The organism is Mesorhizobium sp. B283B1A, assembly GCF_020165735.1.
Classification (GTDB): Bacteria; Pseudomonadota; Alphaproteobacteria; order Rhizobiales; family Rhizobiaceae; genus Mesorhizobium; species Mesorhizobium opportunistum.
Window position 1 is genome coordinate 21755 of the sequence record NZ_JAIUIQ010000034.1, and the last position, 26114, is coordinate 47868.

General features: G+C 64.6%; 29 protein-coding genes. 14 read left to right on the top strand and 15 right to left on the bottom strand.

The window, feature by feature from the left end:
* Window positions 1-95 precede the first annotated feature (95 nt).
* From LB577_RS24440 to LB577_RS24450, 3 genes are all read left to right on the top strand, one after another.
* Complete coding sequence (locus LB577_RS24440; protein WP_010912538.1) at window positions 96-434, top strand: hypothetical protein; 339 nt, start codon at window positions 96-98, stop codon at window positions 432-434.
* 28 nt (window positions 435-462) lie between these two features.
* On the top strand, window positions 463-1164 hold the full coding sequence (locus LB577_RS24445) for a phosphatase PAP2 family protein (protein ID WP_224689257.1): 702 nt from the start codon (window positions 463-465) through the stop codon (window positions 1162-1164).
* Window positions 1165-1234: 70 nt separating this feature from the next.
* Window positions 1235-1378 carry a hypothetical protein gene (locus LB577_RS24450; protein WP_224689259.1) on the top strand — a complete coding sequence of 48 codons (144 nt, stop codon included), beginning with the start codon at window positions 1235-1237 and terminating at the stop codon, window positions 1376-1378.
* Between the two features lie 129 nt (window positions 1379-1507).
* Here the strand turns inward: LB577_RS24450 and LB577_RS24455 are convergent, their stop codons facing one another.
* Both LB577_RS24455 and LB577_RS24460 read right to left on the bottom strand, forming a co-directional pair.
* Entirely contained in the window at window positions 1508-2107 is a 600-nt protein-coding gene (locus tag LB577_RS24455) for a DNA-3-methyladenine glycosylase (protein WP_224689260.1), read from the bottom strand.
* A 138-nt stretch (window positions 2108-2245) separates the two neighbouring features.
* Window positions 2246-3106 (bottom strand): SMP-30/gluconolactonase/LRE family protein, encoded by an 861-nt coding sequence (locus tag LB577_RS24460; protein WP_224689261.1) that lies wholly within the window; start codon window positions 3104-3106, stop codon window positions 2246-2248.
* A 113-nt stretch (window positions 3107-3219) separates the two neighbouring features.
* Between LB577_RS24460 and LB577_RS24465 the strand changes: the two genes are divergently transcribed.
* Complete coding sequence (locus LB577_RS24465; RefSeq protein WP_224689262.1) at window positions 3220-4014, top strand: helix-turn-helix domain-containing protein; 795 nt, start codon at window positions 3220-3222, stop codon at window positions 4012-4014.
* 5 nt (window positions 4015-4019) lie between these two features.
* Here the strand turns inward: LB577_RS24465 and LB577_RS24470 are convergent, their stop codons facing one another.
* Genes LB577_RS24470 through LB577_RS24480 form a run of 3 tightly spaced genes read right to left on the bottom strand, consistent with a single transcriptional unit; the run spans window position 4020 to window position 6281 of the window.
* Window positions 4020-4826 (bottom strand): lipo-like protein, encoded by an 807-nt coding sequence (locus LB577_RS24470; RefSeq protein WP_224689263.1) that lies wholly within the window; start codon window positions 4824-4826, stop codon window positions 4020-4022.
* Window positions 4827-4872: 46 nt separating this feature from the next.
* The gene (locus LB577_RS24475) at window positions 4873-5811 is read right to left on the bottom strand and encodes a CHAD domain-containing protein (protein ID WP_224689264.1); all 939 of its coding nucleotides are present in this window, start codon (window positions 5809-5811) and stop codon (window positions 4873-4875) included.
* Window positions 5808-6281, bottom strand: coding sequence for a CYTH domain-containing protein (locus LB577_RS24480; RefSeq protein WP_224689265.1), 474 nt, complete (start codon window positions 6279-6281; stop codon window positions 5808-5810). Before LB577_RS24480 ends, LB577_RS24475 begins: the two co-directional genes overlap by 4 nt.
* Before the next feature lie 91 nt (window positions 6282-6372).
* On the opposite strand from LB577_RS24480, the gene LB577_RS24485 reads away from it, so the two are divergent.
* Genes LB577_RS24485 through LB577_RS24500 form a run of 4 tightly spaced genes read left to right on the top strand, consistent with a single transcriptional unit; the run spans window position 6373 to window position 10076 of the window.
* Window positions 6373-7053, top strand: coding sequence for a CerR family C-terminal domain-containing protein (locus tag LB577_RS24485; RefSeq protein ID WP_224689266.1), 681 nt, complete (start codon window positions 6373-6375; stop codon window positions 7051-7053).
* A 19-nt stretch (window positions 7054-7072) separates the two neighbouring features.
* Window positions 7073-8026, top strand: a complete 954-nt coding sequence (locus LB577_RS24490; RefSeq protein WP_224689267.1) for an HlyD family secretion protein — start codon at window positions 7073-7075, stop codon at window positions 8024-8026.
* Window positions 8023-8943, top strand: a complete 921-nt coding sequence (locus tag LB577_RS24495) for an ABC transporter ATP-binding protein (protein ID WP_224689268.1) — start codon at window positions 8023-8025, stop codon at window positions 8941-8943. Before LB577_RS24490 ends, LB577_RS24495 begins: the two co-directional genes overlap by 4 nt.
* Window positions 8940-10076: an ABC transporter permease gene (locus tag LB577_RS24500; RefSeq protein ID WP_224689269.1), complete on the top strand. Its 1137-nt coding sequence runs from the start codon at window positions 8940-8942 to the stop codon at window positions 10074-10076. Before LB577_RS24495 ends, LB577_RS24500 begins: the two co-directional genes overlap by 4 nt.
* Before the next feature lie 233 nt (window positions 10077-10309).
* Here the strand turns inward: LB577_RS24500 and LB577_RS24505 are convergent, their stop codons facing one another.
* Entirely contained in the window at window positions 10310-11287 is a 978-nt protein-coding gene (locus tag LB577_RS24505; protein WP_224689270.1) for a threonine/serine dehydratase, read from the bottom strand.
* Between the two features lie 295 nt (window positions 11288-11582).
* Complete coding sequence (locus tag LB577_RS24510) at window positions 11583-11903, bottom strand: hypothetical protein (RefSeq protein ID WP_013892054.1); 321 nt, start codon at window positions 11901-11903, stop codon at window positions 11583-11585.
* 174 nt (window positions 11904-12077) lie between these two features.
* Here LB577_RS24510 and mbfA point away from each other — a divergent pair, with 174 nt between their 5' ends.
* Window positions 12078-13061, top strand: a complete 984-nt coding sequence (gene mbfA, locus LB577_RS24515; protein WP_224689271.1) for an iron exporter MbfA — start codon at window positions 12078-12080, stop codon at window positions 13059-13061.
* Window positions 13062-13259: 198 nt separating this feature from the next.
* On the opposite strand, the gene LB577_RS24520 is transcribed toward mbfA, so the two are convergent.
* On the bottom strand, window positions 13260-13604 hold the full coding sequence (locus tag LB577_RS24520) for an antibiotic biosynthesis monooxygenase family protein (protein ID WP_023768713.1): 345 nt from the start codon (window positions 13602-13604) through the stop codon (window positions 13260-13262).
* Window positions 13601-13933, bottom strand: coding sequence for an NIPSNAP family protein (locus LB577_RS24525; RefSeq protein ID WP_031258607.1), 333 nt, complete (start codon window positions 13931-13933; stop codon window positions 13601-13603). Before LB577_RS24525 ends, LB577_RS24520 begins: the two co-directional genes overlap by 4 nt.
* Window positions 13934-14106: 173 nt before the next feature.
* On the opposite strand from LB577_RS24525, the gene LB577_RS24530 reads away from it, so the two are divergent.
* Window positions 14107-14781, top strand: coding sequence for an ArsR/SmtB family transcription factor (locus tag LB577_RS24530; protein WP_224689272.1), 675 nt, complete (start codon window positions 14107-14109; stop codon window positions 14779-14781).
* A 217-nt stretch (window positions 14782-14998) separates the two neighbouring features.
* Here the strand turns inward: LB577_RS24530 and ligD are convergent, their stop codons facing one another.
* Together ligD and LB577_RS24540 are read right to left on the bottom strand one after the other, a co-directional pair.
* Window positions 14999-17557, bottom strand: coding sequence for a DNA ligase D (gene ligD, locus LB577_RS24535; RefSeq protein ID WP_224689273.1), 2559 nt, complete (start codon window positions 17555-17557; stop codon window positions 14999-15001).
* 47 nt (window positions 17558-17604) lie between these two features.
* Entirely contained in the window at window positions 17605-18474 is an 870-nt protein-coding gene (locus LB577_RS24540) for a Ku protein (RefSeq protein WP_023768709.1), read from the bottom strand.
* A 387-nt stretch (window positions 18475-18861) separates the two neighbouring features.
* Here LB577_RS24540 and LB577_RS24545 point away from each other — a divergent pair, with 387 nt between their 5' ends.
* Window positions 18862-19002, top strand: a complete 141-nt coding sequence (locus LB577_RS24545; RefSeq protein ID WP_013892047.1) for a hypothetical protein — start codon at window positions 18862-18864, stop codon at window positions 19000-19002.
* A 194-nt stretch (window positions 19003-19196) separates the two neighbouring features.
* On the top strand, window positions 19197-19682 hold the full coding sequence (locus LB577_RS24550; protein ID WP_411969332.1) for a thiol-disulfide oxidoreductase DCC family protein: 486 nt from the start codon (window positions 19197-19199) through the stop codon (window positions 19680-19682).
* Window positions 19683-19720: 38 nt separating this feature from the next.
* Here LB577_RS24550 and LB577_RS24555 read toward each other — a convergent pair whose 3' ends face one another.
* The 3 genes from LB577_RS24555 to LB577_RS24565 form a co-directional block, all read right to left on the bottom strand.
* The gene (locus LB577_RS24555) at window positions 19721-20104 is read right to left on the bottom strand and encodes a DUF1850 domain-containing protein (RefSeq protein WP_224689274.1); all 384 of its coding nucleotides are present in this window, start codon (window positions 20102-20104) and stop codon (window positions 19721-19723) included.
* 61 nt (window positions 20105-20165) lie between these two features.
* On the bottom strand, window positions 20166-22268 hold the full coding sequence (locus LB577_RS24560) for a TRAP transporter permease (protein WP_224689275.1): 2103 nt from the start codon (window positions 22266-22268) through the stop codon (window positions 20166-20168).
* A gap of 227 nt (window positions 22269-22495) precedes the next feature.
* Window positions 22496-23455 (bottom strand): TAXI family TRAP transporter solute-binding subunit, encoded by a 960-nt coding sequence (locus tag LB577_RS24565; protein ID WP_140572346.1) that lies wholly within the window; start codon window positions 23453-23455, stop codon window positions 22496-22498.
* Window positions 23456-23713: 258 nt separating this feature from the next.
* On the opposite strand from LB577_RS24565, the gene LB577_RS24570 reads away from it, so the two are divergent.
* Together LB577_RS24570 and LB577_RS24575 are read left to right on the top strand one after the other, a co-directional pair.
* On the top strand, window positions 23714-24082 hold the full coding sequence (locus LB577_RS24570; protein ID WP_013892042.1) for a YciI family protein: 369 nt from the start codon (window positions 23714-23716) through the stop codon (window positions 24080-24082).
* Between the two features lie 25 nt (window positions 24083-24107).
* Window positions 24108-25367, top strand: coding sequence for an RNA polymerase sigma factor (locus LB577_RS24575; RefSeq protein ID WP_224689276.1), 1260 nt, complete (start codon window positions 24108-24110; stop codon window positions 25365-25367).
* A 3-nt stretch (window positions 25368-25370) separates the two neighbouring features.
* Here the strand turns inward: LB577_RS24575 and LB577_RS24580 are convergent, their stop codons facing one another.
* A complete protein-coding gene (locus LB577_RS24580; RefSeq protein ID WP_224689277.1) occupies window positions 25371-25997 on the bottom strand; it encodes a glutathione S-transferase family protein in 627 nt (208 codons plus the stop codon).
* Window positions 25998-26114 lie beyond the last annotated feature (117 nt).

A 26114-nucleotide genomic window follows, 5' to 3' on the forward strand; every position in this document is an offset into this window, starting at 1 on the left:
GGCCTTCGTTTGAACGAGGCCGCTTGACGTCCCGGCGCGCTTCGGAAACAAGGGCCGCGGCACACGCGGCGGGCGCCGCTTCTAGGGAGGGGACGTTGAGTTTTTCGGGATTGCTGCAGCTTGGCTTTTCGACGGTCATCTTCCTTCTGGCGGCGACCGCGGCCAAGCAATGGGGATTGGCGCCGAGCCTGGGCAAGATCCTTCTGACACTCGCGCTCTATTCGCTGGGCAATCTGATCATGCTGCGGCTGATCCGCGAATTCGGCATGTCGGTGTCGTTCAGCCTCTCGGCGGTCATCCAGCTGGTCTCTGTCAACGTCGTGGCGCTGGTGTTCTTCGGCGAGCGCGTCAACGCACTGCAGGCGACCGGCATCATGCTGGCGATCGCCGCGGTGGCGCTGATCACGCTCGGGCCCTATCTGCAAGGACGATGATAGAGATGACGGCTGCGATACCGATCCGATGAAAGACACCGCCACCACCTTGCTCAACCGGATCGAATTCCCGGTCCTGCTGGCCGGCCTGGTTATCGCCGGCGGGCTATGGGGCTTCGTGGAACTGATGGAACTGGCGCGGACAACCGAGCCGCATGCCTTCGACACCGAGATCCTGCTTGCCTTCCGCCAAGCGGGGCAGCCCGGCGTTCCGCTCGGCCCGCTATGGCTGGAAGGGGCGATGCGCGACATCACCAGCCTCGGCAGCACCAGCGTGCTGGTGCTGATCACGACGGCGACGATCATCTATCTGCTGTTGATCCGCAGGCCGGGAACCGCACTTCTCATCTTCGTCGCCGTGGCCGGCGGCCAGCTTCTGTCGAGCCTGTTGAAAGTCGGCGTCGACCGGCCCCGGCCCGAACTCGTTTCGCATCTGGTCAACGAGACGTCGCTCTCTTTCCCGAGCGGCCATGCGATGCTGTCGGCGGTGACCTACCTCACGCTCGGCTCACTGGCGGCGCGCTTCCTGCATGGCCGAGCGACCAAGATCTACGTCCTGTCGCTCGCTGTGCTGACGGCGGTGCTGGTCGGCGTCAGCCGCATCTATCTCGGCGTCCACTGGCCGTCGGATGTGCTGGCGGGCTGGTGCGCGGGCTTCGCCTGGGCGATGCTATGCTGGTTGGTGGCGCGGTTCCTGCAGCGGCGCAAGGTGGTGAGCGACGATGCCTGACGGGGCCTGACCGAGCGCCTCGGCTGTGCGTCAGATCAATCGGTTGATCACGTGCCCGCATCCCGTCAGCATGAAAATTGTCGACACCAGGCATGCCGATGTCATCAATGCCCTGAAAATGGTCAATCGCATTACCCCCTGCCCAAACCCAAAACACCCTAGCCTGCAATTTCCGGGAAGTATCAGAAAAATGGAAAAGGGGGCCGGCGAATGATCGCTGCCGCGCGGATACATGCCGCATCGGCCTTGGCCGGTATCGACCAGAAGACACGCGCCGAGTGCAATTGGCGGGGAAGTCTCTTCGCTTCCAACTTCCATCAGGAGGAAGAGAGCTGCCGCGTCCTTATCGATTGAGCGACCTTGGACCGCTGACGAATGGGTTGCCCCTGACATAAAACCGCAGCAGCCGGTCGGCATCCTTCGAAATGCCGATCCTGATGCTCTGCCCGATTTCGCCGGGTGCGTGATTATCGCTTGCGAGCCATAGCGGGCCCTTCCGGCAAAGATCGAGCCCGTCGAGCGAACGATCGATCCGCAACGCCATCGCCAGCCGTCCCGGCCCGCGCGCCAAATCGCGCAGGCGCTCGACACTGCGGTTCCGTCGCATGATCGCGATGCCTTCGAGCGGCTCGAGAGCCCTGATCAGAACGCCGGTGCCGGTGCCCTCCATCCCGCTCGAGACGTTCAGCATGTATGAGATGCCATAGGCGAGATAGACATAGGCGTGCCCCGGCTCGAGGAACAGCGAACGGTTGCGCGGGGTCATGCCCCGGTAGCCATGCCCAGCGGCATCGCCGACGACATACGCCTCGGTCTCGACGATGCGGCCGCTGGCAATGCCTTCGGGCAATTCCCGTACCACCAGCTTGCCGATGAGCATGCGGGCGAGAGCGGCGGTATCGTCAGGCAATTCCGAACGGGCGATCGGGCGGTAGGAGGTCATGGCGGCCGGGTTCTCAGGGGGCCCATCTATGCCAGACCTCCCTGACTGTTGTTCGATGGACCGTCCTACCACGGTCCACCTCACGGCCGTTAGCGAACGTCGAGCGGATGGCGCAGGATAGCCCCGAAGCGCCGGTGCTCAATCGAGCTTCAATGCAGCAACCTCGCCCTCGTTCATCAGCGGCACGTAGAGGATCGACTTGCCGTCGGTGCCGATGTCGGCGCTGCCTGGCTTGAAATGCGCCACCGCTTCCGGCGCACCGCCGGCCCTGTATCGGTAGAGCGTCCCGGTCATGTAGGCGGTGGCATAGATGGTGTCGCCGATGGCGACGACGCCGTCGAGGTCGGCGAATTCCTGCGCGCCAGGCAACGGCGACACCGCCCGGCTGGCGAGGTCCACGGCCAGCAGCCCGCCCGGCTCCGCGGTGCTGAAGTCGGGCTTGATGCCCTTGCCCCAGGAGGCGACGATCAGCCGGTTGCCATCGGCGAACACGCCGTTGGGCGAGGCCAGCATCGGATCCCCAGTGAACAGCTCGGGCCTGTCGCCGTCGATGCGGTAGATCGTGTCGGCCAGCATGTCGGTGACATAGACCTTGCCCGTATGATCCGATGTCATGTCGTTGAGGAAGACTGCGTCCGGCACGGCGATGCTGGCGACCAGCCTGCCGCTGGCGAGGTCGACGACGCGGATTTTGGTGATGTCGGCGACATAGAGCTTGCCGCCCGATATCGCCATGCCCTTGGGCGCGTCCATGCCGTCGCTCCAGTGTTGAGTCACCGTCTTGCCGTCCGGGGACAGCACACTGAGATAGCCATTGCCGTCGGCATCGCCGGGGTTGCCGACGATGTTGGAAACGATGATGCGGTTGTTGGCGGCGTCGAACAGCGCCGATTCCGGCTGTTCGAGCCCCTTGGCGCGCCACAGCTCGCCGGCTTGGGCGATCGATGTGGCGGCGATGCCGATGGTGGCGGCAAAGGCGGAAATGATGAGGCGGTTCATGGCTGGTCTCCTGTGATGATGGCGGAGAGCTAAGATTTTCGATACTTCTCGGGAAGCCATATTGCCGCTAGTATCTAATATCGATACGAAACTACCGGCAAGAGGTGCATCCCATGAACGGTCTGATCTTCGAGGCGCTGAAGCGGACGCTGAAGGCGAAGGGCGTCACCTATCGCCAGCTTGCCGAGCGCATGGGCGTTTCCGAGCCGACGGTGAAGCGCATCTTCCATGAGAAGAACTGCAAGCTCGACCGGCTGGTCGAGATCTGCGCGGCCGCCGGCGTCGAGCTGGAAAACGTGCTCGGCTCGATGAACCGGGGGCCGGGGCCGGTCAACCACATCGCGCCCGAGATCGAGCGCAGGCTCGCCGGCCGGCCGGCGCTGCTGTTCATCTTCGTCATGCTGTCGGAAAAATTCACGCCGCAAGGCATCATGCGCTCGCAAGGCCTGAGCGAGGCCTCGATGTTCCTCTATCTGCGCGATCTCGAGGAACTCGGCCTTGTCGCACTCGGGCGGGGACTCACGGCGAGGCTGCTGGTCGAGACGCCGATCCAGTGGAATTTCGAGGGGCCGCTCAGGCCGCTGTTCGAGATGACCAACAAGAACTTCATCGGCTGGGCCATCACGCACATCGAGAAGGAGGCGACTTTCGTCAGCTTCTCCAGGCGGATGCGGCCGGAGACCGCCGAGATGGTGCGGCGCGAAGCCGAGGAATTGGCCGACCGCGCCAGGCTGCTTGCCCATCACGACCAGCACACCACGCCCGAGGACGGGCTCACCGGTTACAAATGGACGTTCGCCTTCGGGGCGACGCCGTTTCCGGCGATCATGCCGATCGGCTCGCATCCGCGCGATGCCAGTGCGCGAGAGCAGTCCGCCGCAAAAGGGCGGCGCCCGCTTCCGGCTTGAAAAGACTATTCGGCGGCCTTCGTCTCCGCGTCCGCAGCCCTGTCGTCCCAGGTCACGGCCCGATAATCGAAGCCATATTCCAGGGTCGGCTTGACGATGCGGAAATAGGGCGACAGGTCGAAGTCGCGCGGCGTGTACAGCGAGTGGTGGCGGATGTGCAGGATTTCCTTGCGCGAATAGCTTGACTGCGCCGAGGCGCGGCCGGGCGCGCGGGTGATCTCAGGCAGGATCGGATAGCGGATCTGGCCATAGGCCTCGGCAATCAGCGTCGAGCAGATGGCGCGCGTCGGATCGCCGGAGCCGAAGGCCAGCATGCGGCGGCGCCAGCGCACCGGCACCGGCGGCGTCGGCAGGAAATAGCGCAGCATGTCGAAGATGTTCTTGAGGTCGTATTTCAGGCCAAGCTTGCCGACCATGAAGGCGACGACCATGTCGCGGTCCTCCGGCGACAGGCCGCTCGCCCGGCAGATGCGGGTGTTGTAGGTGCGGTAGCGCGACAATGGCACGGCGACGCAGCCTTCGCCCATGGTGACCTCGATAAGCCGCGGCCGCTCCGCTCCGTCTTCCGGCTTGGGCAAGGCATCGCCAACATAAAAGGCCGCATGCGACCATGTCGACTGGGTAAGGTACTTGATCGCTGCCGAGATCCTCTGGTTGCCCTCGACCAGCAGGATGTCGCCGGGCTCCAGCGTGCGGCGCAGCGTTTCGGCATCGGATGGCGTGTAGGGCTCATAGCCCGAGGATTCTTCCTGCAGCCGGCCGGCAAGCCAGCGGCCAAGGCGGTCGAGAAGCGTGTCGGCCGGCGCGGTCATAGCAGAACGTGATTAACACAGGCTGGCGTGCGGACACCAGCCGCGGTTAGCCGGCCAATGCGCTGGCGTCTTCCTGCGGGCCGGCCAGATCGTCGCGCGCCTTGCGGGCCAGTCTTTTCGTCGCGTGCTTGGGGCTGTCGCCGAACAGTTCGGCGGCCTCGGCAAGACAGGATTTCCTCAGGCTCTTTTCCGACCGCTTCAGCAGCTTGCCGAGAAGCTTCGTGTCCTCGCGCGGCCCAAGCGGCTGGTCGTCGGCCTCGAGCAGCGCGCGGATGACGAACACATCATGCAGTTCGCCCAGCCGCTCGCCCAGTTCGTCGACGGCCTTGCGCCGCGCCTTGATCGGCGTCGGCCAAAGCCGGCCCAGCAGCGACAGGTGCATGCCATGCGTCTTGGCCGCCTTGCGCAGGTCGTGGAAATCGTCGGCCTCGCCATGCGCGCCAGCCCTGTCGAGCGCCTTCCTGGCACGGCGCAGGGTGACGCGGGCGCCTTCGGCGAGCACGTCGGCGGCCTGCTCCGGCTGATCGGGCAAGGCAAGGCTTTCGATCCGCTTCATGCCGTCCTGGCAAGCGGCGGTCGCCGCGCCGATTGCCGCCTGGAGGCCGGCGCCTTCGTGCAGATCATGCTGGCGGGCGACCAGCCTGTCGCGCACGGCATCGAGCCCGCCATCGGCGCTCTCCTTGGGAAAACCTGCCGCCAGCCGGTCGATGGTTTCGATCAGCGCCGTTGCTTCACGCGGGCCTGCAAGCAGCGCCGCCACATTGCGATAGCACTGGTTCTCGGTCGTGCAGAAAGTTTCGTCTCCGGAACGAACCAGCCGCAGCAAGGCACGCGCGCCCTTCAGCCGCTTGCGGCATTTGTGCAGTCCCTGTTCCGGCCGGCTCTGCGCCGCGTCCAGATGCAGCAGTGCCTTGCTAATTTCCTCGGCAAGGATGCGTCTGACCTCACCGGTCAGCGGCAGGCGCGGGTCGATGCGAAAACTCATGCGGCGATCTCCGGAATCCCCCCGAGGGCGAGCGACGCGTTGTAGAATTTCTGCTCGCCGGTGACTTCACGGCCGAGCCAGTCTGGCAGCATTTCGTCCGGCACGTCTTCCGGCGTCTCGAGTTCGGCCACCACAAGTCCTGCCAGCGCGCCGCCAAAGACGTCGACTTCATAGAGATAGCCGCGATGCCTAACATGGTGGCGTGTCTTCTCTATGACACGTCCTAGAGCGAAGGCCAGCATCTCCTCGGCCTCGGCAAGAGGCACCGGATACTCGTATTCGTCGCGCTCGCGCGCCTTGCTGCCGAATTTGAGCGTCAACTTGGCGGACGCGCTGTCGCTGATGCGGATACGCACCGTCCGGCCGGGCGCGGCGGCAAGATAGAACTGGCGAATGCGGATATCCGCCTCGACTAGGCTCCGCCATGCGGTGCTGGATACCAGGAACTTGCGCTCGACTTCCTTGCCCATGGCCGCGCACTAAAGCGGTTGCCGCAGGCGATGGCAAGACGGCCACGCACACAAGTTGACTTTAATCAATCGATTGATTAAAGAATGGATCATGATCAAGACGCCCGACGTCAAAAATCCGCGCCGCGACACGCCGCCGGCGGAGTTGACGCGTGCCGCGCTCGTCCGCGCCGCGCTGAAACTGTTCGGGCGGCAGGGCTTCGACGGCACCTCGACCCGCGAGATCGCGGCGGAGGCGCAGGCCAATATAGGTTCGATCGCCTACCATTTCGGCGGCAAGGAAGGCCTTCGCGCCGCCGCCGCCGACTTCATCGTCGAGACCATCCAGACCGTTGCCGGCCAGGCGCTGGGCAACAGCCAGGCCGCCGCTCCAACCGATCCCGAGGCGGCAAGGACGCAGCTCTTCGCCGCGCTTGAGCGGATGGTCGGCTTCATCGTGGCGCAGCCGCAGGCCGGCGAGATCGTGCAATTCGTGCTGCGCGAGTTGTCGCATCCCACCGCTGCGCTCGACCGCATCTATGATGGCGTCTTCGAGCCGACGCATCGCCGGCTGTGCCTGATCTGGGAGCAGGCGACCGGCGAGCCGGCCGAAAGCGAACGGACCCGGCTCACCGTGTTCACGCTGATCGGCCAGGTCATCTATTTCCGCATCGGCCGCGAGGCGGTGATGCGCCGCATGGGCTGGCACGACATCGGCAGCGCCGAGGCGGCAAAGGTCGTGGCGGTCACGGCCGACAATCTCAGCGCCATTCTGGCCGCCAGGAAGAAGTAGAAATGAAGGGGCAAAGACCATGAGTTTTCTGTGTTCGCTGCCGCTCGCCGTGCAGCTTTTCGGTGCCTGCGCCCCGGCGCCGCCGCTGGCCGTCGGCTATGTCGAAGGCGACTATGTGCTGCTGGCGCCGATTGAGGTGGCGCAGGTCGAGACCGTCACTGTCAAGCGCGGCGATCGCGTCACGTCAGGCGCGACGGTGGTGACGCTGGAAAGCGCCGATGCCAAGATCGCGGTGGCGCAAGCTAAGGCAAGCCTCGCCCAGGCGCAGGCGCAACTCGCCGACCTCCAGGTCGGCAAGCGGCCGGAAGAAATCGCCGCGCTCAAGGCCCAGGTCGACATGGCCAAGGCGCAGGCCGACGACGCCAAGCGCAAATACGACCGCGCCGCCGACCTGTTCAAGCGCGGTACCGGCACGCAGGCGGACTACGACACCGCCTCGGCGACGTTGGAAACCGCCAACGCGCAGGTCGGGCAGGCGCAGGCCAATCTCGCCGTCGGCGGCCTGCCGGCACGCGCCGAGACGATCAAGGCCGCCGACAATCAGGTCGGCCAAGCGCAGGCCGCGCTCGACCAGGCCGAGTGGCGGCTGTCCAAGCGCATATTGGCGGCGCCATCGCCGGGCCGCGTCAACGACGTCATCCGCAATCCCGGCGACACGGCGGGTCCGACCGCGCCGGTGATTTCGGTACTGCCCGACGGGGCGGTGAAGCTCAGCGTCTATATACCGGAGGCCGCCTTCTCCTCGGTCAAGGTCGGCAGCCTGCTCAGCGTTCATTGCGACGGCTGCGGCGCGGATGTGAAAGCGCGCGTCAGCTACGTCTCGCCCGATCCCGAATTCACCCCGCCGGTGATCTATTCCCTGGAGAACCGGCAGAAGCTGGTTTACCTCGTCGAGGCGCGGCCGGAGGGCGATGCGGGTCCGCTGCAGCCCGGCCAGATTGTCGATGTCGATCTTGCGGAAACGGCAAAATGAATGTCATCGACGTTCATGGCCTGGTCAAGCGCTTCGGCGACAAGACCGTCGTCGACCACGTGACGATGTCGGTCGCGGAAGGCGAGATCGTCGGGTTCCTCGGCCCCAACGGGTCGGGCAAGACCACCACCATCCGCATCATGTGCGGTCTGCTGACGCCGGACGAGGGGGAAGGCACGGTGCTGGGTTTCAACATCCGCACCGACTCGCTCAGGATCAAACGCGAAGTCGGCTACATGACGCAGAAATTCTCGTTCTACGAGGATTTGACGATCGGCGAGAATCTCGAATTCGTGGCGCGGCTCTACCGGCTGAAGCCGGTCGAGGAGCATGTCGCCAGGACGCTGGAAGAGCTCGGCCTCGCCACGCGCCGCAACCAGCTGGCCGGCACCTTGTCCGGCGGCTGGAAGCAGCGGCTGGCGCTGGCCGCCTGCATCATGCACAAGCCGAAACTGCTTTTGCTCGACGAGCCGACGGCCGGCGTCGACCCCAAGGCGCGGCGCGAATTCTGGGACGAGATCCACCGCCTCGCCAGCGGTGGGCTGACCGTGCTGGTCTCCACCCACTACATGGACGAAGCCGAGCGCTGCCACCGCATCAGCTACATCTCCTACGGCAAGATGCTGGCCACCGGCACCGTGGCCGAGGTGGTCAGGAATGCCGGGCTGACCACCTTCGTGCTGCAGGGTCCGCAACTCGATGAGGTGGCCGAAGCACTGCAAGGGCGCCCCGGCGTCGACCAGGTGGCGCCGTTCGGCGCCACGCTGCATGTTGTCGGCTCCGACAAAAAGAAGCTCGAAGCGGCACTTGCCGACGTCGAGAAAGAGCACAACGGCGTGACGGTGGCGCCGGGGGAAACCAGCCTGGAGGACGTCTTCATCCAGTTCATGTCCGGGTCGAAGGACAACATGGCATGAACGGCATCTTTTCCTTCGCCAGGCTTGGCGCGCTGCTCATCAAGGAATTCATCCAGATGCGGCGCGACCGCATCACCTTCGCCATGATGCTTGGCGTGCCGCTGATACAGCTCGTGCTGTTCGGCTACGCCATCAACAACGATCCGAAGAGCCTGCCTGCCGCACTGGTGGCGACCAGCAGCGACCCCTACACGCGCGCCATTGTCGCGGCGCTGCAGACCACCGGCTATTACCGCTTCGATCACGTCGCGCAAAGCGCCGAGGAGGCCGAGTTCCGGATGGCGCGCGGCGACGTCGCCTTCGTCGTCACCATCCCGGCCGACTTTGCCAAGCGGGTCGAGCGTGGCGACAACCCGCAGATCCTGATCGAGGCCGACGCCACCGATCCCGCCGTCGCCAGCGGCGCCATCTCCACGCTCGGCACCGTCGCCAGCCAGGCCTTGCTCAGGGCCCAGGGCATGCAGGAAGCCGCCGCCGAGGCCGCCAGGGGGCAGCTCGATGTCGTGGTGCACCGGCGCTACAATCCCGAAGGCATCTCGCAATACAACATCGTGCCCGGCCTGCTCGGCGTCATCCTGCAGATGACCATGGTGATGATGACTTCGATCGCGCTGACACGCGAGACCGAGCGCGGCACGATGGAGAACCTGCTCGCCATGCCGTCGAGCCCGCTCGAGATCATGATGGGCAAGGTGCTGCCCTATCTGGCGGTCGGCGCCGTGCAGGTGGTGGTGGTGCTGGCGGCGGCGAAGCTTCTGTTCGCCATCCCCTTCACCGGGTCGATGTCGCTGCTTTTGTCGGCGGTGCTGGTGTTCGTGCTGTCGCTGGTGCTGCTCGGCTACACGATCTCGACCATCGCGCGCACGCAGATGCAGGCCCTGCAGCTCACCTTCTTCTTCTTCCTGCCGTCGATCATGCTGTCCGGCTTCATGTTCCCCTATCGCGGCATGCCGGATTGGGCGCAGACCTTCGGCGAGATCTTCCCGCTGACGCATTTCCTGCGCATCACCCGCGCGGTGATGCTGAAGGGTGCGCAACTGCCGGCGGTGGCAACCGAGATCGGCTGGCTGGTGGTCTTCGTCGCTTTGTTTGCCGGCGTCGCACTGGTGCGATTCAGGCGTACGCTGGATTGAGCGTTTTTGCGGTGCGGAACCTTTTCATGTCGGCGGGACAGCACCCCCCTCTGGCCTGCCGGCCATCTCCCCCGCAAGGAGGGAGATCGGCAGCTTTGGCGCTCGGTCTCTCTGGTGACTTTGGAGATTAGCGAAAGCCGGGGTGACACCTGATCTCCCCCTCGAGGGGGAGATGTCCGGTAGGACAGAGGGGGGTGCTCAAGCGCGACGCTTCCGCGTGGAGCGCCGCCACCCTACGCCGCCGCCATGATCCCGGCATACGTCCCGAAATCGACATTGCCGCCCGACAGCACCACGGCGATGCATTTGCCGGCCAGTTCGATCTCGCCCGACGACAGCGCCGCCAGCCCGACGCAGCCGCCGGGTTCGACCACCAGCTTGAGATAGGCCATGGCGTCGCGCATCGCCTGCGCCGCCGCCTGGTCCGAGACGGCGATGGCCCCGGCGAGGTTCCGGCGGTTGATCTCGAAGGTGATCACGCCGGGCTCGGCGGTCAGCAGCGCGTCGCAGATGGAATCATGGCCCGGCTCATTCGAAACCCTGGTACCGGCGGCCAGCGAGCGGCGCGTGTCGTCGAAATGCTCGGGCTCGACCGCCCAGACGGCGGTGTCGGGCGAAGCATCCTTGACGGCGACGGAGATGCCGCTCGACAAGCCGCCGCCGCCGCAGGGAACGATCACCGCGTCGAGGCCGACGCCAAGCGCTCTCGCCTGGCGCATCAGTTCGAGGCCGATCGTACCCTGGCCGGCGATGATGGCTGGATCGTCGAAGGGCGGCACCAGCACCATGCCCTTCTCGATGTAAGGCCGGACCACGGCCATGCGATCATCGCGAAAACGGTCGAACGGCACCACCTCCGCGCCCATCTTGCGGACATTGCCGACCTTCATCGCCGGCGCGTCGGCGGGCATGGCGATGACCGCCTTGACGCCGAACATGGCGGCCGAAGCGGCGACGCCTTGCGCATGGTTGCCCGAGGAGAAGGCAACGACGCCCCGGCTGCGTTCCGCCTCGCTCAGCGACGACAGCTTGTTGTAGGCGCCGCGGAACTTGAACGAACCGGTGCGCTGCAGCGTCTCCGGCTTGAACAGGATGCGCGCGCCGAAGCGTTTGTTCAGTTCCTGTGATTCGATCAATGGTGTTTCGACGATCAAGCCGGAGAGCCGGGCCGCGGCGGCGTGGATGTCGGCGATGCCGGGAAGGGTGGTCATGACGGATCCTGCGAAATGTGGCCCGTCATGGTGCACGCAAAGGCCGGCGCGACGCCAACGAAAAGATGTGACCGTCACAAAATTTGGCGGATGGTCACCAACGTCACGGCTGCACGCCCCCTCTGTCCTGCCGGACATCTCCCCCTCAAGGGGGGAGATTGGCTGTTTCATGCGCGGCGTTTCTTCTCCTGCGTTGGAGATTGGCGAAAGCAAAGACAACCGTCGATCTCCCCACTTGAGGGGGAGATGGCCGGCAGGCCAGAGGGGGGCGCTGTCCAGCCAACCTATCGCAATTTCATCCCAACAGCGTCCGCTGCCTCTTGGTCCCGCCCAGCTTGCGCCAGTTGTTGAAGCGGTGGGTGGCGGCGGCGAAGGAGATTTTCATCTGCTGGGCGACCGAATAGCGCGACTTGCCCTCGTCGAACATGCGGTAGCAGCACTCGACGCCTTCCTCGGTCAGCTTGCCGTCCGGGGCCTTGTTGTGCGGATTGGCGGGGTCGAACTTCTCGACCTGCTGCTCGACCAGGCCCTTCAGGCGCTGCAGGTCGGCCTCGATGCTGGCAATGAGGTCGAGAACGGGCTTTGGGTCGAAATGCTCTGCGTGCGGCTTCGTCATGCGTTGATCCTCATCCTTGTCTTGGGTTCAATTATATAGGTTAACCTTTGCCAATAATGAAGGGCGCGCTCCGGCGCCGGCTTCAACAATTCTTGAGCCGTGAGCAAGCGCGCGATTGACCCGGGGTCCGTCAAACCCTAGTTTAGAACCATTCTAAACTAGGGTGATTTCCTCATGCTTTCCCGCGTTTTCGGCTTCGGCCGCCGTCCCTTCGAATCGCTGTCCGAACAGGAGATCCTGGCGCTGGCCATTTCATCCGAGGAAGACGACGGACGCATCTACAGGGCCTATGCCGATGGGCTGGCGGATAGGTATCCGCAATCGGCGAAGATGTTCGAGGAGATGGCGCATGAGGAGGATGGCCACCGCGATGCGCTGATCGAGCTTCATCGCAAGCGTTTCGGCGAGCGCATTCCGCTGATCCGGCGCGAACATGTGAAAGGCTACTACGAGCGCAAGCCCGACTGGCTTGTCCGGCCGCTCGGGATCGAAAATGTGCGCAGCCAGGCCGAGGTGATGGAGCGGCAAGCCTACCTGTTTTATGTCGAGGCGGCAAAGCGCACCACCGACGCTTCGACGCGCAAACTGCTCGACCATCTGGCGGCGGTCGAGCAAGGCCACAAGACGCTGGCTCAGCAATTGGAGCAGAAGCACGTTCCTGGCGAAGTGAAGGACGAAGAAGCGGCGGCCGAGCAGCGCCAATTCATCCTCACCTATGTGCAGCCGGGCCTTGCCGGCCTGATGGACGGCTCTGTGTCGACGCTGGCGCCGATCTTCGCCGCGGCTTTTGCCACACATGATACCTGGCAGACCTTCCTGGTCGGACTTGCCGCCTCGATCGGCGCCGGCATCTCCATGGGTTTCACCGAAGTCGCCTCCGACGACGGCAAGCTCTCGGGACGCGGCTCACCGATAAAGCGCGGCGTCACGACCGGCGTCATGACGGCCGCAGGCGGCCTCGGCCACGCGCTGCCCTATCTCATCCCGCATTTCTGGACGGCGACCGGCGTTGCCGCCGTGGTGGTGTTCTTCGAGCTATGGGCCATTGCCTTCGTCCAGAACCGCTACATGCAGACGCCTTTCCTGCGCGCTGCCTTCCAGGTGGTGCTGGGCGGCGCGCTGGTGTTCGCCGCGGGCGTGCTGATCGGGAATGCCTGAGCGACTTTCTCCCTTCCTCCCTTGTGGGGGAAGGTGGATCGGCGCATAGCGCCGAGACGGATGAGGGGTGTTCCAGCGGAGTGAGACGTCGGCGATTTAGGCCTACAGTCTAGATGAGGAGTATCGCCAAGCTGGAGCATCCCTCATCCGACCGCGCTTCGCGCGGCCACCTTCCCCACAAGGGGGAAGGAAAAACCGCTACCCATTCACCGCCCGGCTATCGACCGGCGCCTCGTCCCTTTCCGTCAGCCCATAGTCCCGCACCACATGCGCGATGCGCAGCCGATAGCCGGCAAAGATGCCACCACGGCCTGCCTTCTGGGCCTGCCGGTGTTCTTCCGTATTGCGCCAGGCCTTGACCGCTTCCTCGTCGCGCCAGAACGACAGCGACAGGATGCGGTCGGGGTCGGCCAAACTCTGGAAGCGCTCGATCGAGATGAACCCATCGATGCCATCGAGCAGCGGACGCAGCTTGGCGGCGATGCCGAGATAGACATCGCGTTTGCCCTCCGCCGGCTCGACCTCGAAGATGACCGCGATCACGGCAACACCAGCTTCGCATGCGGGCCGGAAGCCAGTTTCAGGAACATGCGGTCCTCCTTGAGGATGAATCGTTCACGCTTGGCGAACGCGTAGTTTGCCTTGCCGGCGGGATCAGCCGCAAGCCGGGCGCGATAGGCTTCGTAGGCCGCCAGGCTTTCAATGTTGTAGGCGGCGTACGCCGTCGTGGCCGAGCCCTCATGCGGCGCGAAATAGCCGATCAGGTCGGCGCCGCAGCGCGGAATGGCCTGGCCCCAGTTGCGGGCATACTCCTCGAAGGCAGCCTTGCCGAACGGGTCGATCTCATAGCGGATGAAGCAGGTGATGGTCATGGTCGTCTCCTCGGATCGTTGCATCAATAGTTCGAGCCCGGTCGAAACGTCGCGCACTTGGGTTATGCTAGGCCGTTTCGTGTCAGGAGCCGTCGTGGCGTGCTTCGCCGCCTCCTTGAGCCGATCGGAGAATAATGCTTATCTGACGAGAATGCTTCGATGAGGAACGAACTATGCGTGAAGGACCCGACATTGCCCGCATCGCCAGCCTGGTCGGCGATCCGGCCCGCGCCAACATGCTGAACGCGCTGATGGGCGGCACCGCGCTGACCGCGAGCGAACTGGCGCTGGAAGCCGGTGTCTCGTTGCCGACCGCTTCCTCGCATCTGTCGAAACTGATGGAGGGTGGCCTGCTGACCCTGGCCAGCCAGGGCCGCCATCGCTATTACGGCCTCGCCGGGCCGCAGGTGGCCGGCATGATCGAGGCCATCACCGGGGTCGCCGAAGCCGTCGGCCCGAAGCGCGTTCGGCCGGGCCCGCGCGACGGCGCCATGCGCGTGGCCCGTGTCTGCTACGATCACCTCGCCGGCGAGCAGGCCGTGGCGATGCTCGATCGTCTGGTCGAAAAAGACATACTGATCCGCGACGACAAGGAAATCAGGCTCGGGCCGTCGGCCGCATCGCATTTCGCGGCAATAGGCATCGATGTCGGCGCCAGGCCACGCCGCCCGGTCTGCCGCGCCTGCCTCGACTGGAGCGTGCGCCGTTCGCACCTAGCCGGCACGCTGGGCGCCGCCATCCTCGACAAGATCCTTTCGGAGAAATGGGCCCGCCGCGAGAAGGACAGCCGCGCGGTGGTGTTTTCGCCGCCGGGCAAGCAGGCGTTCGAGAGGGTGTTTCTGGGTTGATGTTATACGGAGACGTCGGCGGGACAGCGCCCCTCTCTGCCCTGCCGGGCATCTCCCCCTCAAGGGGGGAGATTGGCGGCTTCATTGTCTCGCTCACCTTTAAGCGTCGATAGTTGGCGAAAGCGCTTGAGCGCGTAATCTCCCCCCTTGAGGGGGAGATGGCCGGCAGGCCAGAGGGGGGCGCCAAGGATCGCAACGGTTGCAAATTGCGGATGGATCACCCCCGCTTCAACACCTTCCCCCTCTTGAACTCCTTCCACGGGTCGGCTTCCTTCAACTGCTTCGTTGTCGTCCTGTCGCCGATCGGGAAGGCGTTGGGCGCCAGTCCGGCCTCGATTTCGGCCCAGGTCACCGGCATCGACACGGTGGCGCCCTTCTTGGCGCGCGAGGAATAGGGCGCGACTGTTGTGGCGCCCCTGCCATTGCGCAGATAGTCGACGAAGATTTTCCCGGTGCGCGCCTTTTTCGACAGTGTCGCCGTATAACGGTCGGGGGCGGCCTGCTCGAGCGCCCTGGCGAAATCATGGGCGAAATTCTTGACCTCGTCCCAGTCCGCCGAGGGCTTCAGCGGCACCAGCACATGATAACCCTTGCCGCCCGATGTCTTGACGAAATTCGGCAGCGACAGCTCGTCGAGCTTGCCCCTGATGTCGAGCGCCGCCTCGTGCACCTTCTTGACGTCGACGCCTTCGTCGGGATCGAGATCGAAGATGATCTGGTCGGGCTTCTCGATCTCGTCGACGGTAGAGCCCCAGATATGAACTTCGACGACGCCGTACTGGACCAGCGCGGCGATGCCGTCGAAATCCCGGATGAACAGGATCTCCTCGCCGTCCGTCGGGTCCTTCATCCGGGCTATCTTGTCGCTCATCCCGGCCGAGGCGTGCTTCTGGAAGAAGCGCTGGCCGCCGACGCCATCGGGCGCCCGCACCAGGCTGAGCGGCCGGTTGATCACGAAGCGCTCCATGCGCGGCCAAACCTGCGCGTAGTGATCAAGCAGGCCCTGCTTGGAGATTTTTTCGTCGGGCCACAGCAGCTTGTCGGGATGGGAGAGTTTTACCGTGGTTGTCATCTCCCCGGCAGGTTTGCCAGCGCCGCTGGGCGCGGATTTCGCCCTGGCTGAGCTCTTGCCTCCTGGTTCCTTGCCCCCTGATGTCTTGCCCTCTGGTTCCTTGGGTGTCGCCGCCCTGGGCTTTTCCTGCACGACTTCCTCCGCCAGCTTGTCCTCGCGCAGCCCCTGGAACGAGGCATGGCGTATTATACGGTCCGATGTCCAGCTGCGGAACTCCACTTCGCCGACAAGCTCGGGTTTGACCCAGACCAGCCCCTTGCCCTTGGGAACGGCTGCGTCGAACGGCGAGGTATTCGCCTTCAGCTCATCGAGTTTCTTCTTCAGATCGTTGGCACCCCTGGTGGAGAAGCCGGTGCCGACGCGGCCGGCATAGTGCAGTTTGCCGCCCTCGTAATAACCGACCAGCAGCGAGCGCAGCCCGCGCCCGGTCTTGTCCGACGGCAAATAGCCGCCGATGACGAATTCCTGCCGCGCCGTGCATTTCGACTTCACCCAGCTAGGGCCGCGCCCGCTGCGATAGGGCGCATCGGCGCGTTTGGAGACGACGCCCTCCAGCCCCATGCGGCAGGCATGTTCCAGCATGATCTTGCCGGGCTCGGTGAAATGGTCGGAAAAACGCACCGCCGCATTCTCGGATAGCTTGCCGAGCAGTTCCTGCAGGGCCTGCTTGCGCTCGACCAGCGGCTCGCGGCGCAAATCCTTGCCGTCGAGGCGCATCAGGTCGAAGACATAGTAGATGAAGCGGTTTGTCCGTTTCGCCGACAGATCCTGCTGCAGCAATGCGAAGGACGAGACACCGCTGTCGGCCAGCACGACGACCTCGCCGTCGATGATGGCGTCGCTGCACTTCAGGCGAGCGAGTTCGGCAACGATCTCGCCGCCGAATTTCTCCGTCCAGTCGAGGCCGGCGCGGGTCAAGAGCCGCACCTCCGTGCCGGCGATCTGTGCCTGCATGCGATAGCCGTCGAACTTCACCTCGTGCAGCCAGTCCTCGCCCGACGGAGCTTCCCGTTCCAGCGTGGCAAGCTGCGGTTCGACAAAGTCGAGTTTCTGGCCCGCGGCCTTCGCCTTGCTGGCGGCCGGCCTGTTGGAATGCCAGACTTTCGGTTTCTCGCCCCTGGCGGCCTTGCCCGCGCCCACCTCCTCGATCGTCAGGCCCGACTTCACCGATTGTGGTGCCTCTTCGAGGATATCCTCGCCCGGACGCGCCGCCGCATCGTCCGACTTGATCAGCAGCCAGTTGTCGCGCTTCTCCCCCGGGCGCGGCCTCAGCCGCACCAGATGCCATGAGCCATGCAGCTTATGGCCCTTGAGCTCGAAGTTGATATGTCCCTTCTTCATCGCCTTGGCCGGGTCGGTCTCGGGAACCCATGTCCCCTCGTCCCAGACGATGACAGAGCCGCCGCCATATTCGCCCTTGGGAATGGTGCCTTCGAACCCGGCATAGTCGATCGGGTGGTCCTCGACATGGACGGCGAGCCGCTTTTCATGCGGATCGAGGCTCGGGCCGCGCGTCACCGCCCAGCTCCACAGCACCCCGTCATGCTCGAGGCGGAAATCGTAATGCAGCCTGGTCGCCGCATGCTTCTGGATTACGAAGAGACCGCCACCGACCTCGCCCTTCTTGCCGCGCGCGACCTTGCCGGCCGGTTCGGACGTCTTCTTGAAGTCGCGCTTGGAATGATACTGTTCGAGTCCGGCCATTGTTCCCTGGTCCTCAAGCTTCCCTGGTCCTCAGGCTTCTCTGGTCCTCAGGCCGATTTGCGTTTGGGCGCGGCCGTTTTCGGCTTGGCGCGTTTGGCTGCCGGCTTGGGTTTCGCTGACGAAGATGCTTTCGATGACCCGGAGTCCGACAAGCTCTTCTTCAACGCGTCGAACAGGTTGATGACATTGGAAGGTTTTGGCGCGGCCTTTGCCTTCGGCGCCTTGTGGCCGGCCTTCTTGGCGCGGATCAGCTCGAGCAGCGCGTCCTCATATTTGTCGTCGAATTTCGACGGGTCGAACTTCGCCTTCTTCTTGTCGATGATGAGTTCGGCAAGATCGGTCATCTCCTGGTCGGTCTTCACCGCCTCGATCTCGCCGAACACGGTATCGGGCTGGCGCACTGTGTTGTCATAGCGCAGCGTGGTCAGCACCATGCCCTTGCCGAGCGGCTCGATGACCACGGGACGTTCGCGTCGGTAAAGCACGATGCGCGCCAGCCCGGCCATCTTCTTGCCCGCCATGGCGTCGCGAATGACGGCAAACGCTTCTTCCGACACCTTGTCGCCCGGCGCGACATAATAGGGCGTATCGAGATAGACCTGCTGGATCGAGGCCTTGTCGACGAAACCGTCGAGGCTCATCGTGTGCGAGGATTCGATCTGCACCGCCTCGATCTCGTCTTCCTCGATATGGATGAATTCACCGTCGTCGAGTTCATAACCCTTGATCTCGTCATCGTCGCCAAGCGGCTCGCCGGTCTCGGCGTCGACATAAATGCGCTTCACCGTATTGCCGGTCTTGCGGTTGAGGATGCGGAAAGACACCCTTTCGGTGTGGGTGACGACATTGGTCAGTTCGACGGCGCAGGTGACCAGCGACAGCTTCAGATAGCCCCTCCAGGCAGGACGCGGCGCCATGACAACTCCCTTTAGGAACGCGATGAAGGTGAGAACGGATGGCGCGCGCTCCAGTTCCTTTGCCAGTTCCTGATTGCTTGATGTTCGAGCACCTTGAGGTCGGGCCCGCATCGAAGCGTCCCGAACGGAAATTTCCCAGGCGTGGCGGAAATTGAAACAGAACCGCGCGCGGGCGACATTCAAACGAAACATATGTGATGCAAAAGTCACACTGGGTGAAATGGCGACAAAAGGCACCGAAACACCCCGAATCAGCCGCATTCCGGCCACGAAGCAACGGGTTTTCGACCAGAAATTAACATCACGTTCACCGACTATTCACGCCTCGATGCTATCATTCTCGCAATTCGGAAGGGACATCCGAAAATCGGGACAGGGACAGGGTAAATGAACTTCCTCACGCACCTCATCGGCTATGCCGCCGCCATCCGCGAATTCGTCGCGCCGACCTACCGGCCCGAGCGCTACTACATGCGCGGCCCCGGTCCGGCTTGCGCCCGTCGCGGCACGTCGCTGGGCGCTCACTGACCATGACGTTCGAGAGCCGCCACAACAGCCGCATCTGCAGGCCCGGTGCCAACGCGCGTGCCACCACCTATCGCGCCGAGCGCCCCGTTCTGGGTGACCGGGTCCTCAGTGACGGACGGCGTGCGACATCGCCGCGTCTTTGATCCCGCCTGCGGCTGGCTTAGTGTCTGGGAACACGAGCAGCCGAGGCCAGCGTGACCGATCTTCCCCAGTCAAGTCTGCCCCCGTTCAATCGACCCAAAGTCCAGAGACCCAAATCCAGCCCCTCTGAGCCGTCAGGTACAAGCCGTCAGCTGATCGTCTTCGACGGCGTCTGCGTGCTCTGCTCCGGCTTCGTGCGCATGGTGGTCAGGCTCGACCGCAAAAGCCGCTTCCGCTTCGCCACCGCCCAGTCGCCTATCGGCGAAGCGCTGTTCAGGAAGCACGGGCTGCGCACTGACGCTTACGAAACCAATCTCGTCCTTGTCGACGGTGCCGCCTTCACGCGGCTCGACAGTTTTGTCGCCGTCATGGCGGAACTCGGCTGGCCGTGGCGTGCGGCCAAGGCGCTGTTGCTGCTGCCGCGCCCGCTGCGCGACTGGCTTTACGAGCGCGTCGCCAAGAATCGCTACGCCCTGTTCGGCAGGAAGGACAGCTGCGACGTCCCATCCGCCGAACTGCGTGGGCGGTTCCTTGGCTAGACGGCGATCGCGCCGCGCAATTGGCGTCGCCTGACACGCTATTGCGGCTGGCTCGTGCCATCCGCCGCGCACGGCTCCAGCGCGATGGAGCCGCCGGCCTCCTTGCCAAGTTCCCGACAGCCCTGAACCGTGCACAGTGTCCAGCCGTTGCCAGTTGCGCCGGAGGCGGCGAGAGAGACGTGACGCTGCGGCCCAACCTTCGGGGCATAGGCCCACCAGCCGTCTTTCAGCACCGCGCCCTCCGGTGGCTCCATGCCGGCGCCCGAACCCTTGATGCGCGCCTCGACCACTTGCAGGCCGGACGGCGTCACCTTCCAGTCTTCCTCCCATCGCGTCCGTTCCACCGAATGCGTCCAGGACAGCGTGAAGGCGGCGACCGCCAGCGTCACCGTCTTGCCGGCGGCGAGGATGCACAGGCTCATGTGGTGCTATTTCTTTGCTTGAGCATGATCTCTTCCGAAAACGGGATTCCACTTTTCGGGATCATGCTCTGGCCCGTCGCGCCCGCCAGCAGTGCCAGCCGATCCAGGCAAGCGACAGCGCCCAGCCGGCTTCGTCGGTGAGCGGCAGCGCCGCGACCAGAAGCACGCCGGCGGCGAAGGCGACCAGCCGTTCCCACCATGCCATGCGGGTGACGAGGAAACCGACGGCGGCCGCCCCCCACAGCACGATGCCCATGCACGCCTTGACGACGATATAGGCGACCTCGACGGGATAGCCGAACTCAGCGGCGATCGCCCCGGCGTCCTGCAGCATCAGCGCCGGCGTGTAGACAGCCATGAACGGCACCACGAAGCCGGCGATGGCCAGCTTGGTTGCCTGGATGCCGATCTTGAGGCCGCTCTCCTTGGCCATCGGTGCCGCCGCGAAGGCGGCCAGCGCCACCGGTGGCGTCAGATCGGCCATGATGCCGAAATAGAAGACGAACATGTGGCTGACCACCAGCGGCACGCCGAGCGACAGCAGCGCCGGCCCGGCCAGCGACGAGGTGATGATGTAGTTGGGGATGGTCGGGATGCCCATGCCCAGCACCAGGCAGGTCAGCATCGTCAGCACCAGCGACAGGAACAGGTTGTTCTCGCCGATCGAGATGATCCAGCCGATGAAGGTCGAGGCGATGCCGGTCAGTGTCAGCGTGCCGATGACGATGCCGACGATGGCGCAGGCGATGCCCACCGGCAGTGCGTTTTTCGCCCCTTCGGCAAGCGAATCGAAGCAGATCCGCAGCGTCTCGCGCCCACCCTTGAATGTGGCGCAGGCGATGATCAGTGCGGCGATGACCAGGCTTAGGACGTTGACGCCGAACTTCATGAACGAGGCGGCAGCAAGCCCGAGCGCCAGCCAGAAGACGATGCGGAAGGCGAGCGGCCCGATCGCCGCCGCCAATGGCGTGCCGAGGATGAGCACGATGGTCAGCGCCAGCCCCATCGTGCCGGCGAAGACCGGCGTGTAGCCGGCGAACAACAGATAGATCAGCGCGGCCAGCGGCAGCACCAGCGGCCAGTGCTGCCGCACCGCGTCCCACGGGTTGGGCAGGTCCGCCTTGGCCATGCCGTGCAGGCCGGCCTTGCCGGCCTCCAGATGCACCTGCCAGAAGCAGGCGCCGAAATAGAGCATTGCAGGGATGATCGCCGCCTTGACGACGTCGGCATAGGGAATGTTCAGCGTCTCGGCCATGATGAAGGCGACCGCGCCCATTACCGGCGGCATGATCTGGCCGCCCATCGAGGACGTCGCCTCGACCGCGCCCGCGAAGGCCGGGCGGAAGCCGAAGCGCTTCATCAGCGGAATGGTGAACTGGCCGCTTGCCACCACATTGGCGACGCCGGAACCGGAAATCGTGCCCATCAGCGCCGACGACAAAACGCAGACCTGCGCCGGGCCGCCGCGCCATGAACCGACGAGGCCGAGCGCGAAATCGTTGAATAGCGCGATCATGCCGGCGCGTTCGAGAAAAGCGGCGAAGACCACGAAGATGAAGATATAGGCCGCCGAAACGTAGATCGGCGTGCCGTAGATGCCCTCCGTGCCGTAGGCGAAGGTATCGACGAGCTGGGCGAAGTCGTACCCGCGATGGATGAAGGGCGCCGGCAAATGGTTGCCGAAGAAACAATAGGCAAGGAAGATGAAGGCGATTGTCGCGAGCGGCAACCCCATCAGTCGCCTGGCCGCCTCGAAGACCAGCACCACCAGCACCGCGCCGACAATCAGGTCCGGCGTGGTCAGGAAGCCGGAGCGCCGGATGAGGTCGGTATAGAACACCCAGTTGTAAAGGCCGGTGCCGAAGCCGAGCGCGCCGAGCGTCCAGAACATTGTTTTGGCTGCCATGCTTTTGGCGCGCAGATTGGCGATCAGGGCAAAGCCGAGCAGCAGCAGGAAGCCGACATGCATGGCCCGCACCACCTGGCTAGGAAGGCTGCCATAGGCGGCGATGTAGATCTGGAAAGCGGAAAAGCCGACGGCGATGACAAACGCCGCCTTGCCGGTGATGCCATCGCCGAACTCCGGCGGCAGGCCTTCGACTTGCTCTTCGGCGACAGGGAGATGGAAAGTACTGGAGGATTTGCTGTCGGCTGGTTCGCTCATCCGACGCACTCCCAAGCAAGCGAACTGCAGCGCGAGGCGCCCCCCTCTGCCCTGCCGGGCATCTCCCCCTCGAGGGGGGAGATCAGCGGCATCGATGTCGGCGCAGGTTTTGCAAAGTTTGGCGAAGAACATAACAACGGCCAATCTCCCCCCTTGAGGGGGAGATGCCCGGCAGGGCAGAGGGGGGCGCTTAGCGAAGACATCTCAGATAAGCCGAGCGAACCTTGCTACTTCACCAGCCCCTTCTCCTTGTAATACCGCTCCGCGCCCGGATGCAGCGGCACCGGCATGCCGTCGAGCGCCTTGGCCGGATCGATGCCCTTGGCGGCGGCGTGCGCGGCGGCAAGCTGGTCGAGATGGTCGAACATCTGCTTGGTCATCTGGTAGGCGGTCTCGTCGGAGACATCGGCGCGGGTGATGAGGAAATTGCCGACGGCGGCGGTGGCGACGTCCTCGCTCTGGCCTTCATAGGTGCCCTTGGGAATGACCACCGACAGATAGGGCGCGCCGATCTTGGCGACGTCCTCGGCCGGCACGGCAACGACGTTGATCGGCACTGAGGTGGCGAGGTCGCGGATCGAGGCGACGCCGAGTCCCGCCGACTGCAGCGTGGCGTCGAGCTGGCGGTTCTTGATCAGTTCGACGGATTCGGCGAAGGGCAAATATTCGACCCGGCCGAGATCCTCGTATTTCAACCCGGCGGCGGCGAAGATGGCGCGCGCGTTGAGTTCGGTGCCGGAGGCCGGCGCGCCGACCGACAGGCTCTTGCCCTTGAGGTCGGCAAGCGTCTTGATGCCGGACTCCTGGCTGGCGACGATCTGGATGTAGTTGGGATAGATGGCGGCGATGCCGCGCAATTTGTCGAGCTTGCCGGGGAAACCGGCCTCGGCATTGCCTTCGGCGGCGAGCTTGACGGAATCGCCAAGGGCAAACGCGATCTCGCCCTTGCCCTGCTGCAGCAGATTGAGGTTCTCGACCGACGCCTTGGTCGCCTGCACCTGCGTGCGGGCGCCCGCGATGCCCTTGCCGTAGATCTCCGACAGCGCCACGCCGAGCGGGTAGTAGACGCCCGAAGTGCCGCCTGTCAGTACGTTGATGAATTCTTGCGCGCCGGCAGAAACAACGCCAAGGCCAAGCGAAAGCGCCACCGCGCTGGCTGCAACAAATCTCGTCCTGAAATGGAACATCTGGTTTCCTCCCTGAAATATCGACACCGCACCACCTCCTCGATGCGACCGGGCCGAGTTTAGACAGCGAGACGCAAATGCCAACCCGCAATTCTACCCATTAGACGAACGGTTGAGTGGATGCGTGACACCTTCCGGCTTGCGCTAGGCGCGGCCACGGCCGAAAGATTTTCACGGCACCTGTCGAAATCGGCCGACACCGCACGACATACGTCTGGCCCCGCAAGACGCGGCCTTCCAAACCACGGGAGAAAACCCATGCGATACATGCTTTTGATCAACAATGACGAAGCCGCGCTGGCGAACACGCCGGTCGAGAAGGCCCAACAGATGAGCGCGGCCTATGCCGCCTACACCGAAGCGTTGAAGAAGTCCGGTGCTTGGCTGGCCGGCGAAAGGTTGCGTCCGACCCAGGCAACCACCTCGGTGCGGATCGCCGACGGCAAGACCAACGTCATCGACGGCCCCTATGCCGACACCAAGGAGCAGCTTGCCGGCTTCTACATGATCGAGGCGGCCGACATCGATACCGCCATCGAATGGGCGGCGCGCTGTCCGGCGGCCAGCACCGGCACCGTCGAGTTGCGGCCGATCTGGGAAATGGCCGACTACATGCCCAAGAAATGACGATGTGCCGGGAAATAGCGATGTGATGGACAGTCGTCCGGAGATCGTCCGGGCGGCGGCGGAAGCGGCCGCCCGGCAAAGCTATGGCAAGCTGGTCGCCTGGCTGTCGGCGCGCACGCGCGACGTAGCCGCCGCCGAGGACGCGCTGGCCGATGCCTTTGCCGCGGCGCTCGAACGCTGGCCGCGCACCGGCGTGCCCGACAAGCCGGAAGCCTGGCTGCTGGCGGTGGCGCGCCGGCGGCGTGTCGATGCGGTGCGGCGGCGGCTGACCAGCGAAGCCGGCCGCGAGCATCTCAGGCTGATCGCCGAGGAAGCGGAGGCGCGCATGACCAACGAAGACTTGCCCGACGAAGACATGCCCGACGAACGCTTGCGGCTGATGTTTGCATGTGCCCATCCGGCGATCGAATCGAGCGTCCGCGCGCCGCTGATCCTGCAGACCATTCTGGGTTTCGATGCCGCGACCATCGCCTCCGCCTTCCTGGTCTCGCCGGCGACGATGGGTCAGCGCCTGGTGCGTGCAAAGACCCGAATCCGTGAAACCGGCATTCCGTTCCGCGTGCCGGAGCGGGCCGAACTCGGCGAGCGGCTGGACGCGGTGCTGGAAGCCATCTACGCCGCCTTCGCCGAAGGCTGGTCGGACCCGGCCGGCACCGAAACACAACGCCGCAACCTGGCGATCGAAGGCATCTGGCTCGGCCGGCTGGTGGCCTCGCTGATGCCGGATGAGCCGGAGGCGCTGGGTCTGCTTGCGCTGATGCTGTTTGCCGAGGCCCGCCGGGCTGCCCGGCGCGATGCCGAAGGCGACTTCGTGCCGTTGGCGCAACAGGATTGCGAGCTGTGGGACCGTGCCCTCATCAATGAGGCGGAGGCGCTGCTGTCCCGCGCCGCGCAGAGTGGCGTCATCGGCCGTTACCAGCTCGAGGCCGCAGTCCAGTCGGCGCACGCGGCGCGACGGCTGACCGGTCGCACCGACTGGGTGGCGATCCGCGAGCTCTATGACGCGCTGTTTTCGATCGCCGGATCGCCCGTCGTGGCGATCAACCGTGCGGTGGCGATCGCCGAGGCCGAGGGCGCCGTGGCGGGACTGGCGGCCCTTTACGTGCTGGGTGACGACAAGCGCCTTGACGACTATCAGCCCTATTGGGCCGCGCGCGCCGGGCTTCTGGCCAGGCTCGGGCAAGTGCCGCAGGCGAGCCAAGCCTATGACCGGGCGATCGGCCTCGAGCGCGACCCGGCGGTACGGCGCTTCCTGCAAGGCAAACGGGCAGCGCTGCGAAATTGACCTTCAGCCCGGCCACATCTCGTGCGAGGTGTTGAGCGTCTTCATCAGCGGATGGCCGCGCAGTCGCGCCCATAAGCGTTCGATGTTCGGCCATGCCATCCGCGCGCTCTCGATGTCTGGATGCCAGGCCACCAGCATGATGAGATAGATGTCGGCCAGCGACAGGCCGTCGCCGACCAGCCAGTCACGGCCTTTGAGCGCGTTGTCGAGAACGGCGAAGCCACGATCCATCTCGGCGACCGCGGCCTGCTTGACGGCCTTCGTGCCGTCGGCATCGGACGTGTAGCGAGGCGCGTAGTAGAAACGCAGCACCGCCGGATAGAGCACCGAAGACATGAAGGCCATCCAGCGCAGGAAATCGACGCGAGCCGGCGCGCCGATCGCCGGCGCCAGGCCGGCCTCGGGATGGCGCTCGGCCAGCAGGATGCAGATCGCCGCCGATTCGGTCATCGACTGCCCGTCCGGCAAGGTCAGCACCGGCACCTGGTTCAGCGGGCTGATGTCGAGGAAGGCCGGGTCCGGCCGGTCGGTCTTCGGCACGTCGATCTGCTCGAACGGCGCGTTCGCCAGCGCCAGCGCCGCCTCGACGACGAAGCCGCCGCTGCCGGGCCGTGTGTAGAGTTTGTACATCGGATTCTCCCCCGGCCCGCACCAATCAGGCCGTAGGCGATATGGACCGGAAGCAGGGTTATGCTCAAGCGGGCGGCGGTCGCCACGGCTGGTTTTTCAGCGGGCCAGATGGCTGGT

Coding starts and splice junctions, on each gene's coding strand:
- LB577_RS24560 (WP_224689275.1), bottom strand. CDS start 22,268: ATGAGCGAACCAGCCGACAGCAAATCCTCCAGTACTTTCCATCTCCCT.
- LB577_RS24510 (WP_013892054.1), bottom strand. CDS start 11,903: ATGACGAAGCCGCACGCAGAGCATTTCGACCCAAAGCCCGTTCTCGAC.
- LB577_RS24505 (WP_224689270.1), bottom strand. CDS start 11,287: ATGACCACCCTTCCCGGCATCGCCGACATCCACGCCGCCGCGGCCCGG.
- LB577_RS24570 (WP_013892042.1), top strand. CDS start 23,714: ATGCGATACATGCTTTTGATCAACAATGACGAAGCCGCGCTGGCGAAC.
- LB577_RS24530 (WP_224689272.1), top strand. CDS start 14,107: ATGCGTGAAGGACCCGACATTGCCCGCATCGCCAGCCTGGTCGGCGAT.
- LB577_RS24500 (WP_224689269.1), top strand. CDS start 8,940: ATGAACGGCATCTTTTCCTTCGCCAGGCTTGGCGCGCTGCTCATCAAG.
- LB577_RS24485 (WP_224689266.1), top strand. CDS start 6,373: ATGATCAAGACGCCCGACGTCAAAAATCCGCGCCGCGACACGCCGCCG.
- LB577_RS24460 (WP_224689261.1), bottom strand. CDS start 3,106: ATGAACCGCCTCATCATTTCCGCCTTTGCCGCCACCATCGGCATCGCC.
- LB577_RS24580 (WP_224689277.1), bottom strand. CDS start 25,997: ATGTACAAACTCTACACACGGCCCGGCAGCGGCGGCTTCGTCGTCGAG.
- LB577_RS24450 (WP_224689259.1), top strand. CDS start 1,235: ATGAAAATTGTCGACACCAGGCATGCCGATGTCATCAATGCCCTGAAA.
- LB577_RS24445 (WP_224689257.1), top strand. CDS start 463: ATGAAAGACACCGCCACCACCTTGCTCAACCGGATCGAATTCCCGGTC.
- LB577_RS24540 (WP_023768709.1), bottom strand. CDS start 18,474: ATGGCGCCGCGTCCTGCCTGGAGGGGCTATCTGAAGCTGTCGCTGGTC.
- LB577_RS24480 (WP_224689265.1), bottom strand. CDS start 6,281: ATGGGCAAGGAAGTCGAGCGCAAGTTCCTGGTATCCAGCACCGCATGG.
- LB577_RS24475 (WP_224689264.1), bottom strand. CDS start 5,811: ATGAGTTTTCGCATCGACCCGCGCCTGCCGCTGACCGGTGAGGTCAGA.
- LB577_RS24465 (WP_224689262.1), top strand. CDS start 3,220: ATGAACGGTCTGATCTTCGAGGCGCTGAAGCGGACGCTGAAGGCGAAG.
- mbfA (WP_224689271.1), top strand. CDS start 12,078: ATGCTTTCCCGCGTTTTCGGCTTCGGCCGCCGTCCCTTCGAATCGCTG.
- LB577_RS24525 (WP_031258607.1), bottom strand. CDS start 13,933: ATGACCATCACCTGCTTCATCCGCTATGAGATCGACCCGTTCGGCAAG.
- LB577_RS24575 (WP_224689276.1), top strand. CDS start 24,108: ATGGACAGTCGTCCGGAGATCGTCCGGGCGGCGGCGGAAGCGGCCGCC.
- LB577_RS24545 (WP_013892047.1), top strand. CDS start 18,862: ATGAACTTCCTCACGCACCTCATCGGCTATGCCGCCGCCATCCGCGAA.
- LB577_RS24455 (WP_224689260.1), bottom strand. CDS start 2,107: ATGACCTCCTACCGCCCGATCGCCCGTTCGGAATTGCCTGACGATACC.
- LB577_RS24490 (WP_224689267.1), top strand. CDS start 7,073: ATGAGTTTTCTGTGTTCGCTGCCGCTCGCCGTGCAGCTTTTCGGTGCC.
- LB577_RS24495 (WP_224689268.1), top strand. CDS start 8,023: ATGAATGTCATCGACGTTCATGGCCTGGTCAAGCGCTTCGGCGACAAG.
- LB577_RS24565 (WP_140572346.1), bottom strand. CDS start 23,455: ATGTTCCATTTCAGGACGAGATTTGTTGCAGCCAGCGCGGTGGCGCTT.
- ligD (WP_224689273.1), bottom strand. CDS start 17,557: ATGGCCGGACTCGAACAGTATCATTCCAAGCGCGACTTCAAGAAGACG.
- LB577_RS24470 (WP_224689263.1), bottom strand. CDS start 4,826: ATGACCGCGCCGGCCGACACGCTTCTCGACCGCCTTGGCCGCTGGCTT.
- LB577_RS24555 (WP_224689274.1), bottom strand. CDS start 20,104: ATGAGCCTGTGCATCCTCGCCGCCGGCAAGACGGTGACGCTGGCGGTC.